This is a genomic window from Maricaulis alexandrii (genome assembly GCF_005871165.1).
GTDB lineage: Bacteria > Pseudomonadota > Alphaproteobacteria > Caulobacterales > Maricaulaceae > Maricaulis > Maricaulis alexandrii.
Genome location: NZ_SWKP01000008.1, coordinates 266,260 through 281,579, shown reverse-complemented (window position 1 = coordinate 281,579; position 15,320 = coordinate 266,260). Strand labels below are relative to the sequence as shown.

Here is a 15,320-nt window from a genome sequence, read left to right as displayed (position 1 = left end):
TGGGTCAAGTCGCAATCAGGCAGGGCTGGCCGTCATCCGTTTGCGACAGGGTCAGGTCTGACAGATCGCGCAGCCGGATCGTCGCCCCCGGATCGGTCTCGCTGTCCGGCCCGACCATGACCGAACGGAAACCGCCGGCCCGTGCCGCCTCGATGCCGGCGCGGGAATCCTCGATCACCAGACAGTCGGCCGGGGTCTGGCCGAGGCGCTCTGCCCCCAACAGGAAGGCGTCCGGTGCCGGCTTGCCGCGCTGGACGTCCCGGGCGCTGACCCAAAGTCGGGGATGGGGCAGGCCGGCCGCATCCAGCCGCGCCTTGGCCAGTTCCAGCGGAGCGGAGGTCACGATTGTCCAGCCCTCCGGCGGCAGGGCCGACATCAGGGGCAGGGCTCCGGGCAGGGCTTCGGTGAGGCCGACCATGGCCATTTCCTGGTCGATCAGGACCTGCCATTCCGCCTCGATCTCGGCGTCGGGTTTGAACTCCCGAATGACCTCCACCGCCTTGCGGCCGTGCAGGCGCGGTTTCATGGCGGCGAAGTCGATCCCGTTCCCCGTGCACCAGGCCTTCCAGCTGGCCTCGATCGCTGGATTGGAATTGACCAGGACGCCGTCCATGTCGAACAGGATGGCCTGGAAGCCCAGGCGCATCAGACGCGCTGTCCGGCCAGGGTGCGGATATGGCGAAGCGTGGCGATCCGGGCGTCGTCGAGCACGACTTTGCGCCGGGCCGCGATGGTCTGGGCGTCGCTGATGAAGCGGTCCGGGTCGTACAATGCGGCGGAGTCAGCACCCCAGGAGAAGGCCGGCAGGTATTTGCCCGGCCTGTCCCCGAACACGTTCGAGCCGATGTCCAGAACCGAGCCGGTATTGATCATCGTGCCGATCGCCGTCTTCACGAATTCGGAGATGATGGAGCCGAACTTGATCTCGCCGGTGTCATAGCGGTGCAGCTCCGGCCGCCCGCACCAGGGGGCGGCGCTTTCGAGGCGGATCTGCCCGTAATTATTCTTCAGGTCCGACGTGGTCGTGAGGGCGCCCAGATTGACCCATTCACCCACGATGGAATGGCCGACAAAGCCTTCATGATGCTTGTTGGAATAGTCGTTGAAGATCGAGCATTCGATCTCGCCCCCGATCCGGCATTCCCGGCCGATGACGACCGGCCCGCACAGATGGGCACTGTCGATCCGGGCGTTCTCACCGACATAGGCCGGGCCGGCGATATAGCTCAGGCGGGACACCCGGGCCCCCTTGTCGATGATGACCGGGCCGTCACTCGTATCGATCACGCAGCCGGGCTGGATGTCGGAAGACGGGTGGCGCCGCAGGCCGGATGCGGGGCCGACCAGGGTCGGTGCGTCGGACAGGAAGCCGTCCAGTGCACCGGTTGAACCCAAGAGCTCGATATCGGCCAGGATGCTCTCATCCAAAGAGGCAATGAGCGGGCCGGCCGCGAAGTCCTCCGACGAGATTTCCAGATCGGCGGCGCCGGGCGCGTCCGACCAGCCCATATTGCCAGCGGCGCTGACCCGTTCGCCATAGGCCGGATCGCTGCAGGTATAGGCCATCTCGGTGACACCCTGGAGCGCCAGACGCTGGCGCGGGGTGAGGATGCCGCATCGCGCATTGAAAATGCTGCGCGAGGGCAGGACATGGCGGGTGGAGACGTTGAGGGCGTCATTCAGACGGGCAGACTTCGGGGTCATATTTCGCTCAGCCACTTGTTCAAAAGCGTTTCAATCTCGTCCTGGTCACTGATGACCATCGGTTTGGCTTCCCCGGATGTGTCGCCCCGGGGTCGATAGACATCTCCCTGTGCCGCGCTGAGAATGCCTTCCGCCTTGTCGCGGTATTCGCGAACGATGGCCGGTGAGGTCGAGTAGATTCCATAGCAGGATTTCTCGAAATTCGTCGACGAATAGGGCAGGCGCAAATCCATCAGCAAAGCCATGGACTGATCCTGCCCGGTCGCGGGCTGGTCATCGCATCGAATGATCATGTTATTGCCCAGGGAACGATGGAACAGCCGTACTTCGCAGTGATCCATGAGATTGATGTCGCGGAGCTTTCTGAAGCGGGACTTGCGCTCTTCGACCGGGTCGATGTTCTGGTCGAATTGCGTCCGGCCGGATTTGTATTCTTCCAGATTGTCATACTCGAAGAAGAAATAGGCCTTGCCGCCGGATTTGAGATACCGGTCGATCAGTTCCTTGCGCTTGTTGATACCCTCGATGTACTGGGCGATCAGGCGTTCGGGCGTCCAGGCATTGTAGAGCTGCCGGCCCAGGGCAATGTCCAGATCGTTGTCCCGGAAATGGCTGGCGAGGTGCCGGCTGACCACATAGAGCTTGGAACCCTCATTGGCGGGCAGACTCTCAACCCGCATCGCCCTTTGCTGCAGGCCCATGAAGCCTTGTTCCACAATCTCGCTGTTGAGCGCGGTGAAACGCTGAAGCCGGGCGATGTCCTCGCGAAGCTGGGTCGATTCCGATTGCAGCTCAGCGAGATCAGTGGCCAGCGTGTCCAGCTTCTCATTGTTGGCCCTGAGGTCGCGGGCGCTGCCCCTGAGAAATCCCACGACAGGCTTGATGCGCCGGAACAGGTAGAAAAGCGGGATTGCGATGAGCAGGAAGGCCGCGAGGGCTTTCAGGGCGTTCAGCCAGTGAAGGGGAAGCCAGTCGGCTTCCTGCTGACCCAGAATGGTCAGGGATGCCGTCCAGAATGTGAGCGATAATCCTTCGGGCCAGAAGTCCTTCAGGGACAAGTCAGACGACGGTTTTTCCTGCGACAAATTCCCCTCCCGCGCTTGCACGGGAGAGTTTAGTTGCCGGGGGTTCAACCTCAAGCGGAAAGCGGTCGTGGCGGGACCGGGCCGGTCAGTCGAACGCGGCCTCGACCGGCCAGTCCTCGGTCTCGGTGCGCCAGAGGATGGATGCGATCTTCCACTCGTTCTCGACCTTGAACAGGGTGATGAAATTCACGCCGATCAGGAAAACCTCGCCGGTCACGCCATTGACGCCCTCATAGGCGGAGCGGGCATAGGCGATCTCGCCCCATTGGGTGATTTCGGTGCGGGTGGCGCGTTCGGTGAAGCCGTTTTCCACCAGCCAAGGTCCGGACCGCTCGATATAATCGTCCAGCGTGATGACCCGGCCACGCCCCTCGCCGTCCGGACCGGCACCGACGGCACCCATGGAGGCGCCGTCCATGAACAGGTCGCGCATCGCGTCAAAATCGCGGGCCTCGCCGACCGGGCCGGAAATCACGTCGTAGAGCGCGTTGATCGTGTCCTCGATCTCGGCGGTTTGATCGGCCCGGACGGGCAGGGTGAACAGGCAGGCCGCCGTGACGGCGGCGATGATGGTGTATTTCATGGTGATCCCCCTGAGGCTCGGGCCTATCCAGTCGGGGCCAGTTTGCCGGGTGAGGCCCGGTCTGCAAGTTACGCTTCGGACAAGTTACGTGCCGGAAAGCGGCGTACAGGTGAAGGCGCGACGTTCCGCGTCGGCGGCGTCCAGGTCGGTTTCCGCATCGATGACCCGGCGGTACAGGGCCAGCCCCTGCGGGGTCGGCGCCTGGATCGTCGTGCCCGGACCGTCTCCGGGCGAGTGAAGGCTCAGACGGAGCTGTGTCAGGGCCCCCTCCGCCTCGCGGTCACTGATGACGGCGAAATTATTGGTGCGGGCATCATAGAAGCTGACCGAGGCGTAATTTCCGTCGGTGGGCCAGGGCACGGTGATATCCAGATCGCCGGCCGCCAGATCAAAGGCACAGACCGAGTAGAGAATGTCCGGACTGGCCCGGACGATGGTCTGATTGTCTTCGCGAAGGCGTGGGGCATAGAGCACGCCCCCGCTGGCAGCGGCGGTGGAGCTGATACGGTCCATCGCCTTGCCCATGATCATGCCGGGCACGGCATTCAGGGTGAACCAGAAGGCGGCCAGGGCCGCGGCGAGGAAAAGGGCGAGCGGGACGAGCCAACGCGTCATGAGTCACTCCCGCAATCGAGCAATTGAACGGAGGGGAGGCTGAGACTTTCCGGAGCGTCGCGCACCACATCCTCTGGATGATAGAGGCGCAGCGTGATGGCGAAGGTCCCGGCATTGCGCGTGCTGAGCCAGGGTGTCGAGCCGAACGGTTCCGGTGCCGCGATCGCGTTCCACTCGCCTTCGCCCAGATCCGTCCGGGTCAGGGCATGGGCGTCATCGCCATTGCGCGGCAGGAAATCATCCTCGGCATACAGGGTCAGGCTCCACCACCGGGTCGGCATGTCCTGGCCGGAGACAGCATAGCGGCAGTCCGCATCCAGCGGCCGTCCCTGATCGTCTTCCCAGGCGGTGAAATAGACGGTTTCCGACCGGTTCAGCGCCAGCAGGCCGCGACGGGCGACGATGGCGCGCAGGACCGGTCCGGCATCGGATGCCCCGATATTCTCATTGCTGCGCCAGGGGCCGTTCTTGAGCCCCCCGATCTCCACCGGTCCGAAGACCAGGAAGAGGGCTGCGGCAATGCCGGTGACGAGGCCGAGCAGGATTGCGAGTGCAGAACGCCAGATCATGACATCACCCTAGCCGGGGTGTCCGGATCGGCAAACGGAAATCAGGCGGCCTGCTGTTTGGCGGCGTCGAGCTGCTTCATCAGTATCTGGATGCCCTTCAGCTTGGCGCGGCCCTCATCGGAGAGGGTTTCGTTCTGGCTGACTGCGAATTTGAGATGGCGGATGGCCCGGGCCTGGGCATCGCTGCAACAATGTCCGAGCGGCAGGGCCCCGCCGGTGGCCAGGCGCAGAAGTGCCGTGGCCTTGTCCAGGCAGGAGCGGTCACCGGATTCCACCATGTTGAGGATCTTGCTCTCGTCGACAATCTTCATGCCGAGCGCGTCGAAACTGCCCGCCAGTTCCAGCTTGTCCTTCTTGGGATAGGTACCGCGCAGGACCCGGGTCTGCAGCGCGGTCAGCTTCGCCAGGCGTTCCAGGGGCTGGCCCTCGCCGCGGACATAATGGCTTTCGGCGCGGGAACTGCCGGCAATGCCGCGAATATAGCTGGCCAGCTTGGCCTTGTTGGTCTCGCCGACCAGGTTTTCCTCGAGCGCCAAAAGGCGTTCGATTTCCTCGTTCGGGTCGTTGGCATTGCGCAGGTATTCATCGACCGTGTCGGTCTGGAGCAGACGGGCCGAGCGGGCCGTGAAAGCCTTGATCAGGGCATCGGCCGGAAGCAGGCTGTCAGCGACGATAACAAGGCGGGCGGCCAGGTCTCGGGCCAGGCGAACCTCGTCGCGCACACTGGTCGGGCGCAGGCGGCCCGGGCGTTCCAGCTCCTTGAGCAGGGCGGCGGCAATGACGGACCGGCAGGCCTCGAGTTCGCGTGACTCGATCTTTTTCGCCAGGCGCTTGGACGCGCGGGGCGCCAGGTTCAGCGCATCAGCCGTGGCATCGCCGTCGAACAGGCAGGCCAGGCGTTCCAGCGTCTCGCCAAGATCCTTGCACTGGCCCAGCATGGCTTCACGGCCGGCATCGAAACTGATCACCTCGGCGATATAGGCATCGACCTCCGCCAGCGCGAAATTGCGGGCATCCTCGTCCTCGGGCAGCCCGTCCGACATATCCAGAAGCACTTCCAGCTTGTCGGCATATTTGCGCTCATGACTGAGCCGGTCGGCCATCGCGGCGCGCAGGGAATAGGGACGCTTGTCCTTGCCGTAAATATCGTTGGCAATGTCCCTGAAGGGCGTCTTCTTGGGGTAGGAGGGCAGGCGCTTGTCCCGCGCATCCTTGTAGATCCGGCCCAGGGCTTTCTGGACCAGCTCGTTGAGCTGTTTGACGAAAGTCTGGACGTTCGCGTCATTCTCGCGGGCGCTGGCGACGGCGACTTTCTGCACGGCGTGCTGCAGGTCGGTGCCGGAGGCTTCCAGGTCTTCCACCAGGTCGGCCCGGTGCAGCAATTCCATCGGCACGGCCTGGACGCGTTCCAGCCAGCCGGTCAGCACGCGCCGGATCGTGTCGCGGGCATGCGGTTTGGACAAATCATCCGGGGTCAGGCAGGGCAGATGGGCATCGGAGGACTTTTCCTCGATGGCCCCGTATTTCTCGGCGCCGGCCTCATAGACCGTGACAGCCCGGAAGGACCGGCTGTCCTCGTCATACTTTTCCTTGGTGACCCGGGCCGAGCCGTCCTTGTGCTTGGTGACAAGGCCCGTGGCCAGTTTCAGGGCGGAATCGCGGTCCGGACAGGCCTCGATGAGCGCCCACCCAGCCTTCTTGTTCTTCTTGAAGAAGACTTCGTAATGGATCTTGCCGGACATGCACCGTCTCCCCGAGAGTGGAAGAGGTTTGCACGAATAGGTTTAAAACCTCGTGAACCATGGCCGGAATGCGGCAGCAGCGCTTGGCGCAATGCACATGCCATGTCTATTGTCGCCACAATTAGGGGTTCGACTGCCAGTTCCTATCGGGTTGGCAATGTCCGGAGACAGCATGGCTACAATCGCACTGGTCGATGACGACGAGAACATCATCACTTCGGTTTCCATCTTTCTGGAAGGCGAGGGCTATCATGTCCGAACCTATAATGACGGGGCCTCGGCCCTGACCGCCTTGGCCGAGGATCCGCCGGATCTCGGCATTTTCGATATCAAGATGCCGCGCATGGACGGTCTGGAATTGCTGCGCCGCCTGCGCCAGTCCTCCAACCTTCCGGTGATTTTCCTGACCTCGAAGGATGATGAATTCGACGAGGCGCTGGGGCTGAATCTCGGGGCGGATGATTACATCACCAAACCCTTCTCCCAACGCCTGCTGGGCGAACGGGTGAAGGCGGTCCTGCGCCGGGCGCGGGCCGCGGGCGAGCCGGGTTCGCCGATCGGCGCCGAGCCGGGCGACAGCAAGCCGCTGGAACGTGGCAGCCTGTTGCTGGACCCGAACCGTCATGCCTGTTCCTGGAAGGGCGAGCCGGTCCGCCTGACCGTCACCGAATTCCTGATCCTGCAGGCGCTGGCGACCCGTCCGGGCTATGTGAAGAGCCGCGACAATCTGATGGACGCGGCCTATGATGATCAGGTCTATGTCGACGACCGCACGATCGACAGCCACATCAAGCGGGTCCGCAAGAAATTCCGCGAAGTCGACAAGACGTTCGACGCCATCGAGACGCTTTACGGTGTGGGGTACCGTTATAAGGAAGATTGACGCCCAGGCCTTCAAGGCCGGCCTCCAGAGGGCCGGGGCGGTCCTGCGCAATCTGACGCCGCGGCCGTCCTCCCGTCTGGCCCAGCTCATCCTGGTCGCGAATTTCGTGGCGCTGGGCGTGCTGGTGGTCGGCATGATGGCCCTGTCGGAGACGCGGCGCGGCCTGGTGAATGCCAAGCTGGACTCACTGCGCGCTCAGGGCGAGCTGATCGCCAATGTCCTGGCCGAAGGCGCATCGGACGGCGCCCCGGCTCCGCGTCTGCGCAATGAGGATGCCCGGGCCATCCTGCGCCAGCTCTACGTGCCCGAGGAATCCCGCGTCATCGTGTTCGACAAGAGTGGCGGGATCGTCGCGGACAGCCATTTGCTGGCCGACGTCTTCGAGACCACAACCTTGCCGCCACCCGGCCAGCCGGCCTCCGACCTGGCTGTGCAGGCCCGCGGCCTTCCCACCCGTGTGCTGGACGGATTGTCCAATCTCCTGCGTTCCCGGGAAGAGCGGGCTGCGCTCGACCGGAATCTCGTGGATGAGGTCCGCCAGGTGATCGAGGGCGACTCGGTCGGGGGTGTGCGGCGTGAAGTGGATGGACGCCGCGTCGTGTCCGTCTCGATCCCGATCCAGCCCGTGCGGGCGGTCGTGGGCGTGGTCACGATCGAATCCTATGATCTGGACCATCTCATCGAGGCCGAGCGTCGCGCGCTCCTGCCCTTCATCCTGATTGCGGCCCTTGTCACCGGCATGTCTTCCCTGGCGCTAACCGTTTTCATTGCCCGGCCCATCCGGCGCCTGGCGCGGGCGGCCCGCGAAGCCCGGCGCGCTGGGGGGCGGCGGGTCCGGATGCCGGATCTGCGCTCGCGCAATGACGAGATCGGCGAGCTGGGGATTGCCCTGTCAGAGATGACGGAGGCGCTCTATGACCGGCTTGATGCGATCGAATCCTTCGCGGCTGACGTCTCCCATGAGCTGAAAAACCCGCTCACCTCGATCCGTTCGGCGGTCGAGGTCCTGCCGTTGGCCAAGGATGAGGAACGCCGCGACCGTCTGCTGGCGGTGATCGCGGCGGATGTGAAACGGCTCGACCGGTTGATCACGGACATTTCCCGGGCTTCCCGCGTCGATGCGGAACTGGCGCGTGAGGATGTCGGTCCCTTGGACCTGGCTGGCCTGCTGACGGAGTTGGCGGACAGCTATAACGAGTCCGGCCGGGGCGGATCGATGATCGAGGTGGATTGCCAGGTCCGCAATGGCCGGGTGATGGGGCGGGACGGTCCGCTGGGTCAGGTTTTCCGAAATCTGATCGACAATGCCCTGACCTTCTCTCCGGAAGACGGCAAGGTTCGAATCCGCCTGCAGCGCGGGCACCGGCACGGTCAGTCCAGTCTTCTGGTGCGGGTCGAGGATGAGGGGCCGGGCATTCCCGAGGACAATCTGGAGACCGTGTTCGAGCGCTTCTATACTGAACGCCCCAAAGGCACGGCTTTCGGCACGCATTCCGGGCTGGGGCTGGCGATTTCACGCCAGATTGTGCAGGCGCATGGTGGCCGGATCACGGCCGCAAATCGCCGGGATGCGGACGGTCAGGTGGCCGGTGCCTGCTTCACCGTCGAGCTGCCCGCGGCCACGTCTGACTGACAAATTGCTTCAAGCGTTGCAAAAAGACGCTTTCCCGGCGGGTAAAGCCGCGTTTAGATGCATGTCATGATCGGTGTCGTCGTCGTTTCCCATGGCCGTTTGGCCGACGAATTTGTGGCCGCCACGGAACACGTGGTGGGGCCTATGGATGCGTTTGTCGCGGTCTGTATCGGCCCAGACGACGATATGGAAAAGCGCCGCACGGATATCCGCGAGGCGATTGCCGATGTGGATCGGGGCGAGGGTGTCCTGGTGCTGACCGACATGTTCGGGGGCACGCCGTCCAATCTGGCGATCTCCCTGCTCGAGCCGGGCAAGGTCGAAGTGATTGCCGGGGTCAATCTGCCCATGCTGATCAAGCTGGCCGAGGCGCGCTCCCGCGCCGATCTCGACAGTCTTGCCCGGATGGGTGAGGACGCCGGCAAGCGCTATATCGCGATCGCATCGACAGTGCTGGAAGGGGCCGGCAAGTGAGCGACAGTGCCGCCCGGCGGGTGACGATCTGCAATGCGCGCGGCCTGCATGCGCGCGCCGCCGCCAAATTCGTGGAAATGGCTCAGGGTTTCGATGCGGAAATCCATGTCTCTCGGGATGGCGAGACGGTGAATGCCGATTCCATCATGGAATTGCTGATGCTGGCCGCCAGCAAGGGCTCCGAGATCGGGATCGAGACGTCTGGGCCCGAGGCCGAGCAGGCCGTCGCCTCCCTGGCCGAGCTGGTCGAAGCCGGCTTTTACGAGACCGAGTAAGTGTCCAACAAAAAAGGGGCGCCGGAGCGCCCCTTTCCCTTGGCCTATTCGGCCGGGTCTTTTTCCATGTCCAATTCCGGAGCCCCGGGCGCCAGATCGCCGTTCTGGGTGCGCTCCATCATCGGGTCCGGCCCTTCATCATCCATCAGCGGATCATCAACCATGGCATGAGCCGGGCCCCCGGTCGCCGCTGCGGTGACGGCCTCTTCCACGCGCGATTCCACATCGGCCAGCGCGTCGGATGCTGGCGGTGCCGGCAAGGGATCGGTCGCTGCGCTGTCCACAGCAGTCGGAGTCGCGTCCGGCGTGGCCGTGTCTTCAGGTGTGTCTGACAGGACCGGCTCGACTGCGTCTTCCGGACCCGCCTCAGGCGTTTCCGCAGTCTCCTCAACTGGCGCAACGGGCGGCGGCGGAGTCGCGGATTCGTCCTCTGTCACGGCCTCGGGCGTCGCCTCGGCTGCCGGGGCCGGCGTCTCGCTGCCCGGCATGGGCGGTGGCGGTGCCATGGCCATGGTGCGCTCATCGGACAGCTCGTCCGTCTCGGCGCTACCTTGCGCGGCGACCGGAGCGGACGTGTCCGCCGCATCATCGCCCTGTTCGGACGCACTCAAAGCAGCGGCAGCGGCAACAGCGTCGAGACTGGGAAGGTCGTCATCCTCATCCGAGGCTTCGCTGACGGCGGCTTCGGTCTCTGCATCGTCAGATGCTTCGGCGTCGGCAGCATCGCCCGCTTCCGGCATTTCGGACTCGGTCTCGGCTTCGGCTTCTGCGCCAGCCTCGGCTTCGGCTTCGATCACGGGCTCGGCTTCAGCGGCTGCAGCTGTTTCGGTCTCTTCTTCCGTTTCGGCTTCAGCTTCAGCGATCGTTTCAGCGTCGGCTTCCGCCTCGTATGCGTCCGAAGCGTCGGGGCTTTCGGCGCTCGGCGTCGCCTCGGGCGACGCGGCGGGCGGCAGTTCGATCAGCGGGCTGGCTTCGACTTCGCCATTGGCGGAATCGGCATCCGGATCGGCCGGCGTGGCGTCGAGGGCCGTGGCTTCGGCCGGCCCCTCGGCAGGCTCGCTGACCGCATCGTCGGCGCCCTGGGCCATGGCGGCTGCGCTGGCAATGGCGGTCGCGGCCGCGGCACCGGTCATGGTGTCGTCATTGGCGGCGACCGGGGTGCGCACGCCTTCCTGCGGCGGATTGCGCAGGGCGTGCTCGGCGAGGCGTTCGATGCGCGCATTGAAGCGTCCGGCATCGCGCACCCGGTTGATCAACCCTCCCAGCATGAACAGCACGACGGCACCGCCGGTCAGGATCAGGGTGGCCCCCGCTCCGCCGAGAATGACGCCGGCGGCCAGGGCGAAGGCTGCCAGGACCGGCATGTAGACCAGCCGCCAGGAGCGCGCCGAGAAGGCCAGAAGCGACAGGAAAAGCCCGGCCAGGGCAAGACCCCACTCCGTCAGCTGGCTGGTCTGGACGATACCCAGGGCCTCGATACTGTCCATCAGGCCGACCGGCAGGGCGGATTCCAGCCGCCATCCGGTGAGGGATGGCAGCAGCATGTTGATCTCATTGAAGACGTTGAAAGCGGGAATGCCGGCCATGGCTGTGCCGAACATTTCCGAGAAGAAGACATGCAATTGCGGCCAGACCGCTGCGAAGGCCGTCAGGGCCAGAAGCAGGACGGAGAGCCACCAGTTGAAGGCCCGGGTGATGCCGCTGCGGGCCAGAAGCGAGGTCGCATCCGGCGAGGCGCGCATCCAGACATCCCGCGAGTGATTGATGATCGCCACCGGGCGGGAGCGCCGGTTGGGGCCGGACTGGACCCGCAAGAGTGTGGCATTGTCGCCCGGCGCCAGGGCGCTGGTGCGCTCCAGCAGGCGGACTTCATGGTCGACGCCCTCATTGTCCCGGACCCGGCCCGTGCCGGCATCCGATCCCGTGACTTCTCCTGAAACGGCATAAAAATCGATCCGGCGGGCCCCGAAGGCTTGCCCGGCATGCGCGGTCGGCAACAAAGACATGTTTCTACGCACCTCTTACACAGGTACCCGGGTCGATGTGTCCCAAATCGACGCGGCCCCTCACCCATTCGGACGGTACCGTACAAGTTCGGGGCCGGAATTTGAACGCCTTAATCAAGTCTTCAAAAATTGTTCAACCTTCGTTCCGCGCCCCGCCCTGACGAGTCCGCTTGTCTAACGGGCCCAATGGGATAGCGTCACGGCATGCGATCCGTCTTCACAATCCTGCTGGCCGGGTGCGGTCTTCTTGCGGCCTGCGGCGCTGTTCCCGACCGTTTGACGCCCTCCGTGCTGCAACGGGATCCCGGTCCCTTCATGCCGCGGGATGAATTGCCCGTGCCGCCGAATGTCTCGCGCCTGATCGGCGAGGCCGATTGCCAGGGTTCGACCCTGGCTGCCGTGTCCGCGGCGATGCCCGAATATCCGCATGATGCCTATGTCCGCGGGCGTCAGGGTTGGGTGGTGGTGCGGTTCAATGTCGAACCGGACGGTCAGGTCGACAATCCCCGCATCGCTCATGCCGTGCCGAACGGTCCGTTCAACCGGGTCAGCCGCCGCGCCGTGTCCGACTGGCGGTTCCAGCCCCTGGATGACGGGGTCTGGCTGGAGAATTGTGTGGTCCTGTTCGAATACCGTCTGGGCGAAGTGCGACTGCGCTGATCCGGACCGGGTGACGGGTTTCCACAACTGAGTGCAGCTGGCGGATCATGGTGCCCAGTGCACCGATCCGCGTCTGGTGGCAGGGATTGTCCACTCCGGCTCCACAGGTTTTCGGCGGGTGGGCGGGGTTGCGACCATAACTTATTAAGTTTTTGTCGCAGCCGGACGTCGCCCCCGACTCGCCGGACCGGTATGATGGTGATTCGTGAGGGCCTCTGGATCAACGGGGGTGGGCCACACCCAGGGCGAACTCTATGACGGGACAGACATTCCAGATCGTGACGCTGGTCGTCACCATCGGTGCCATGGCCTTCGCCGTGGCCGTCGGATTGTGGGCCTACCGGCTGACCGCCGGCGCCCGGGGCGCCCAAGTCGTCTGGCGCCGCAAGCTCGCTGAAATGGAAGACCGTGTCTCCCGCGCAGACAGTGTCTTCGGCGCGCATCCGGGCCTCGTCCTGGTCTGGGACCAGGCCCCGTTCGACGAGGACGAAACCAGCTGGGGCGAGCCGCGGATCTTCGGCTCCTCGGTGGCCCTGGCCTCACTTCTGCGCTTTGCCGAAGCCAGTGATGGTCCCAACCCGGCCGGCATCCTGATGGAAGGTCTCGCCGATTATGAGGCCCGGTCGGCTGGCGGTGAGGAAACCACGCTGCGCCGCCGCTTCCATGACCTGGCCCAGAAAGGCCAGCCCTTTTCCCTGACCATTCTCGGCCCGAGCGGCCGTTTCCTGGAAGTCGACGGACGCCCGGCCGGGACCCAGCTGGTGATCTGGCTGTCCGATGCGACGATCCGCGGGCTGGAGGAATCCGGTGCTCGGGGCCGGATCGAAGAGGCCCGCCGCCTGGTCTCCCAGGACCCGATGGCCTTCCTCGACATGCTGGGCCGTGCGCCTTTCCCGGCCTGGCGGATGAATGCGTCCGGCCGGCTGGAGTGGGTGAACCAGGCCTATGTCGCCGCTGTTGAAGGCAAGGCGCTGGATGAGGTGCTGCAGGAACAGATCGCCCTGGACAATACCATGATCGATCAGGCCCAGCGTGCCACGTCGGACGGTGAAGTGGTCAGTGACAGCCGGGTTGTGGTGATCGAGGGGCGCCGTCGCGCCCTGCAATTCCAGGTCTTTCCGGTCTCGGGCGGTGCAGCCGGTTTCGCGATCGACGTGACCGAGGGCGAGGAAGCCAAGGCGGCGCTGAAACGCTTCCGCCGGGCCCATGACGAAACGCTCAATCACATGGCCGAGGCCGTGGTCGTGTTCGACCGTTCGCAGCGTCTGAACTTCTACAACACGGCTTTCTCCCGCCTGTTCAAACTGGATGATGCCTGGCTGAATGACCGGCCGGGGCATGGTCAGTTCCTCGACCGCATGCGGGAAAAGCGGCTTCTGCCGGAACAGGCGGACTATGCCGATTGGCGCTCGCATGAGCTGGCCCGCTATGACCAGCCCTCCACCGAGGAAACGCCGGACGAGCTCTGGCCGCTGCCCGATGGCCGCACGCTGCGCGTGGCCCGCCAGCGTCACCCGCTGGGTGGCCTCATGCTCATCTTCGAGGACAAGACCGACGAGATGGCGCTGACCGCGCGCTACAACACGCTCATCAATGTCCAGCGCGCCACGCTCGATAAACTGCACGAGGCGGTCGCCGTGTTCGGTGCCAATGGCCGCCTGCAGCTGCACAATAATGCCTTCGAGGACCTGTGGGGCTTCGAGGCGGTCGAGCTGGACGGTCAGCCGGAATTCGACGCGGTTGCCGAGACCTGTGCCAGCCTGTTCGCAGATGACCGCGTCTGGACCGATATCAAGGGCCGGGTCACCGATCCCAGCCCGCAGGCCCGCAAACAGGTCACCGGCGAGATGCGCCGCTCCGATGGCCGGGTCCTGACCTATCTCACGCGGCCGCTGCCGGATGGCGCGACGCTGATCTGCTGGGATGATGTCACCGACAGCCGCCGTATCGAGGAAGCCCTGCGTGAACGCGCCGAGGCGCTGGAGACGTCCGAACGGATCAAGACGGAATTCGTCGAGCACGTTTCCTACCAGCTGCGCACGCCGCTCACGACGATCAACGGCTATGCCGACATGCTCGCCCAGGGATTTGCCGGCGAATTGTCCGATCGCCAGAGAGAACCGATGAGCGCCATCCAGCAGGCCGCCGAGCACCTGGCCAAGCTGGTTGATGATATTCTGGATGTCGCCGCGATTGATGCCGGTCAGCTGGAGCTGGATCTGGGCGATGTCGATCTGGGCGATGTCGTGCGCGAGGCCGCCGAACTCGTCCAGGCCCGCGCCGAACACCACAAGATCAAGCTTGAGGTCGCCGTGGATGCCGAGCTGGGCCTGCTGCGCGCGGACCGGAACCGTCTGAAACAGGTCTCCATGAACCTGCTCTCCAACGCCATCCGCCATGTGCGGGTGGAGGGCCATGTCACCATTGGCGCGCGCGGCGATGCCGACGAGCTGACCCTATGGGTCAAGGATGATGGCGAAGGCATCGCGCCGGAGAAGCAGGCCAGCGTGTTCGAGCGTTTCTCACGCGGCGAACGCGGTGGCGCCGGTCTTGGCCTGGCGCTGGTGAAGGAGATTGCCGAACTGCATGGCGGCTGGGTCGAGCTGCAATCGGAACCGGGCAAGGGCACGCATGTCGCCTGCCATTTGCCGCGCGAACCGCATGGCGATGCCGTCCCGCCGGAGCTGGGGCTGACCGGCAAGGTCCAGGCCAGCTCGGCCTGAGCCTCAAGGACGGGTTTTCGGCTTGATCAGCCCTGGTGTTCCGGCATGCGGACGACGAGGCCGTCCAGTTCGTCGGTCACCTTGATCTGGCAGGACAGGCGGGAATTCTCTTCCACACCTTCCGCGAAATCGAGCATGGAATCTTCCATCGCCTCGCGGGATCCTGTCTTGTCGGTCCAGGCCGGATCGACATAGACATGGCAGGTCGCGCAGGCACAGGCGCCGCCGCAATCGGCATCAATACCGGGAACCAGATTGCGCACCGCGCCTTCCATCACCGACAGGCCGTTGGGGACGTCGATTTCGTGTTCGTTTCCATTGAACTCGATATAGGTAATCTTCGGCATGCTTTACTCCGTGGACCCTTG

Annotated in this window: 15 protein-coding genes; 6 read left to right on the top strand and 9 right to left on the bottom strand. The window is 64.5% G+C overall.

All coding sequences use genetic code 11. The features are described 5' to 3' along the window. Positions 1-4: 4 nt before the first annotated feature. The 7 genes from FCS99_RS12365 to FCS99_RS12335 all read right to left on the bottom strand — a co-directional run bounded on the left by FCS99_RS12365 (position 5) and on the right by FCS99_RS12335 (position 6,298). Positions 5-646 carry an HAD-IA family hydrolase gene (locus tag FCS99_RS12365; RefSeq protein WP_138512985.1) on the bottom strand — a complete coding sequence of 214 codons (642 nt, stop codon included), beginning with the start codon at positions 644-646 and terminating at the stop codon, positions 5-7. Then, positions 646-1,704: a glucose-1-phosphate thymidylyltransferase gene (locus FCS99_RS12360; protein WP_138512983.1), complete on the bottom strand. Its 1,059-nt coding sequence runs from the start codon at positions 1,702-1,704 to the stop codon at positions 646-648. Before FCS99_RS12360 ends, FCS99_RS12365 begins: the two co-directional genes overlap by 1 nt. Further along, positions 1,701-2,762: a hypothetical protein gene (locus tag FCS99_RS12355; RefSeq protein ID WP_138512981.1), complete on the bottom strand. Its 1,062-nt coding sequence runs from the start codon at positions 2,760-2,762 to the stop codon at positions 1,701-1,703. Before FCS99_RS12355 ends, FCS99_RS12360 begins: the two co-directional genes overlap by 4 nt. A gap of 112 nt (positions 2,763-2,874) precedes the next feature. Next, positions 2,875-3,372: a nuclear transport factor 2 family protein gene (locus FCS99_RS12350; protein WP_138512979.1), complete on the bottom strand. Its 498-nt coding sequence runs from the start codon at positions 3,370-3,372 to the stop codon at positions 2,875-2,877. An 84-nt stretch (positions 3,373-3,456) separates the two neighbouring features. Beyond that, complete coding sequence (locus FCS99_RS12345; RefSeq protein ID WP_138512977.1) at positions 3,457-3,987, bottom strand: DUF1254 domain-containing protein; 531 nt, start codon at positions 3,985-3,987, stop codon at positions 3,457-3,459. Continuing rightward, the gene (locus FCS99_RS12340; RefSeq protein WP_138512975.1) at positions 3,984-4,556 is read right to left on the bottom strand and encodes a DUF1214 domain-containing protein; all 573 of its coding nucleotides are present in this window, start codon (positions 4,554-4,556) and stop codon (positions 3,984-3,986) included. Before FCS99_RS12340 ends, FCS99_RS12345 begins: the two co-directional genes overlap by 4 nt. Positions 4,557-4,597: 41 nt before the next feature. Next, on the bottom strand, positions 4,598-6,298 hold the full coding sequence (locus FCS99_RS12335; protein ID WP_138512973.1) for a hypothetical protein: 1,701 nt from the start codon (positions 6,296-6,298) through the stop codon (positions 4,598-4,600). A gap of 172 nt (positions 6,299-6,470) precedes the next feature. Between FCS99_RS12335 and FCS99_RS12330 the strand changes: the two genes are divergently transcribed. The 4 genes from FCS99_RS12330 (at position 6,471) to FCS99_RS12315 (ending at position 9,563) form a co-directional block, all read left to right on the top strand. Then, the gene (locus tag FCS99_RS12330) at positions 6,471-7,181 is read left to right on the top strand and encodes a response regulator transcription factor (RefSeq protein ID WP_138512971.1); all 711 of its coding nucleotides are present in this window, start codon (positions 6,471-6,473) and stop codon (positions 7,179-7,181) included. Further along, positions 7,153-8,814 (top strand): sensor histidine kinase, encoded by a 1,662-nt coding sequence (locus FCS99_RS12325; protein WP_233352801.1) that lies wholly within the window; start codon positions 7,153-7,155, stop codon positions 8,812-8,814. The genes FCS99_RS12330 and FCS99_RS12325 overlap by 29 nt, the downstream gene beginning before the upstream one ends. A gap of 66 nt (positions 8,815-8,880) precedes the next feature. Next, the gene (locus FCS99_RS12320; RefSeq protein WP_138512969.1) at positions 8,881-9,288 is read left to right on the top strand and encodes a PTS sugar transporter subunit IIA; all 408 of its coding nucleotides are present in this window, start codon (positions 8,881-8,883) and stop codon (positions 9,286-9,288) included. Next, positions 9,285-9,563 carry an HPr family phosphocarrier protein gene (locus FCS99_RS12315; RefSeq protein ID WP_138512967.1) on the top strand — a complete coding sequence of 93 codons (279 nt, stop codon included), beginning with the start codon at positions 9,285-9,287 and terminating at the stop codon, positions 9,561-9,563. The genes FCS99_RS12320 and FCS99_RS12315 overlap by 4 nt, the downstream gene beginning before the upstream one ends. 44 nt (positions 9,564-9,607) lie before the next feature. Here FCS99_RS12315 and FCS99_RS12310 read toward each other — a convergent pair whose 3' ends face one another. Then, positions 9,608-11,569: a hypothetical protein gene (locus tag FCS99_RS12310; protein WP_138512965.1), complete on the bottom strand. Its 1,962-nt coding sequence runs from the start codon at positions 11,567-11,569 to the stop codon at positions 9,608-9,610. A 204-nt stretch (positions 11,570-11,773) separates the two neighbouring features. On the opposite strand from FCS99_RS12310, the gene FCS99_RS12305 reads away from it, so the two are divergent. Next, a complete protein-coding gene (locus FCS99_RS12305) occupies positions 11,774-12,229 on the top strand; it encodes an energy transducer TonB (RefSeq protein ID WP_138512963.1) in 456 nt (151 codons plus the stop codon). 254 nt (positions 12,230-12,483) lie between these two features. After that, positions 12,484-14,952: a sensor histidine kinase gene (locus FCS99_RS12300; RefSeq protein ID WP_138512961.1), complete on the top strand. Its 2,469-nt coding sequence runs from the start codon at positions 12,484-12,486 to the stop codon at positions 14,950-14,952. Positions 14,953-14,978: 26 nt separating this feature from the next. Here FCS99_RS12300 and FCS99_RS12295 read toward each other — a convergent pair whose 3' ends face one another. Next, the gene (locus FCS99_RS12295) at positions 14,979-15,299 is read right to left on the bottom strand and encodes a 2Fe-2S iron-sulfur cluster-binding protein (protein ID WP_138512960.1); all 321 of its coding nucleotides are present in this window, start codon (positions 15,297-15,299) and stop codon (positions 14,979-14,981) included. Positions 15,300-15,320 lie beyond the last annotated feature (21 nt).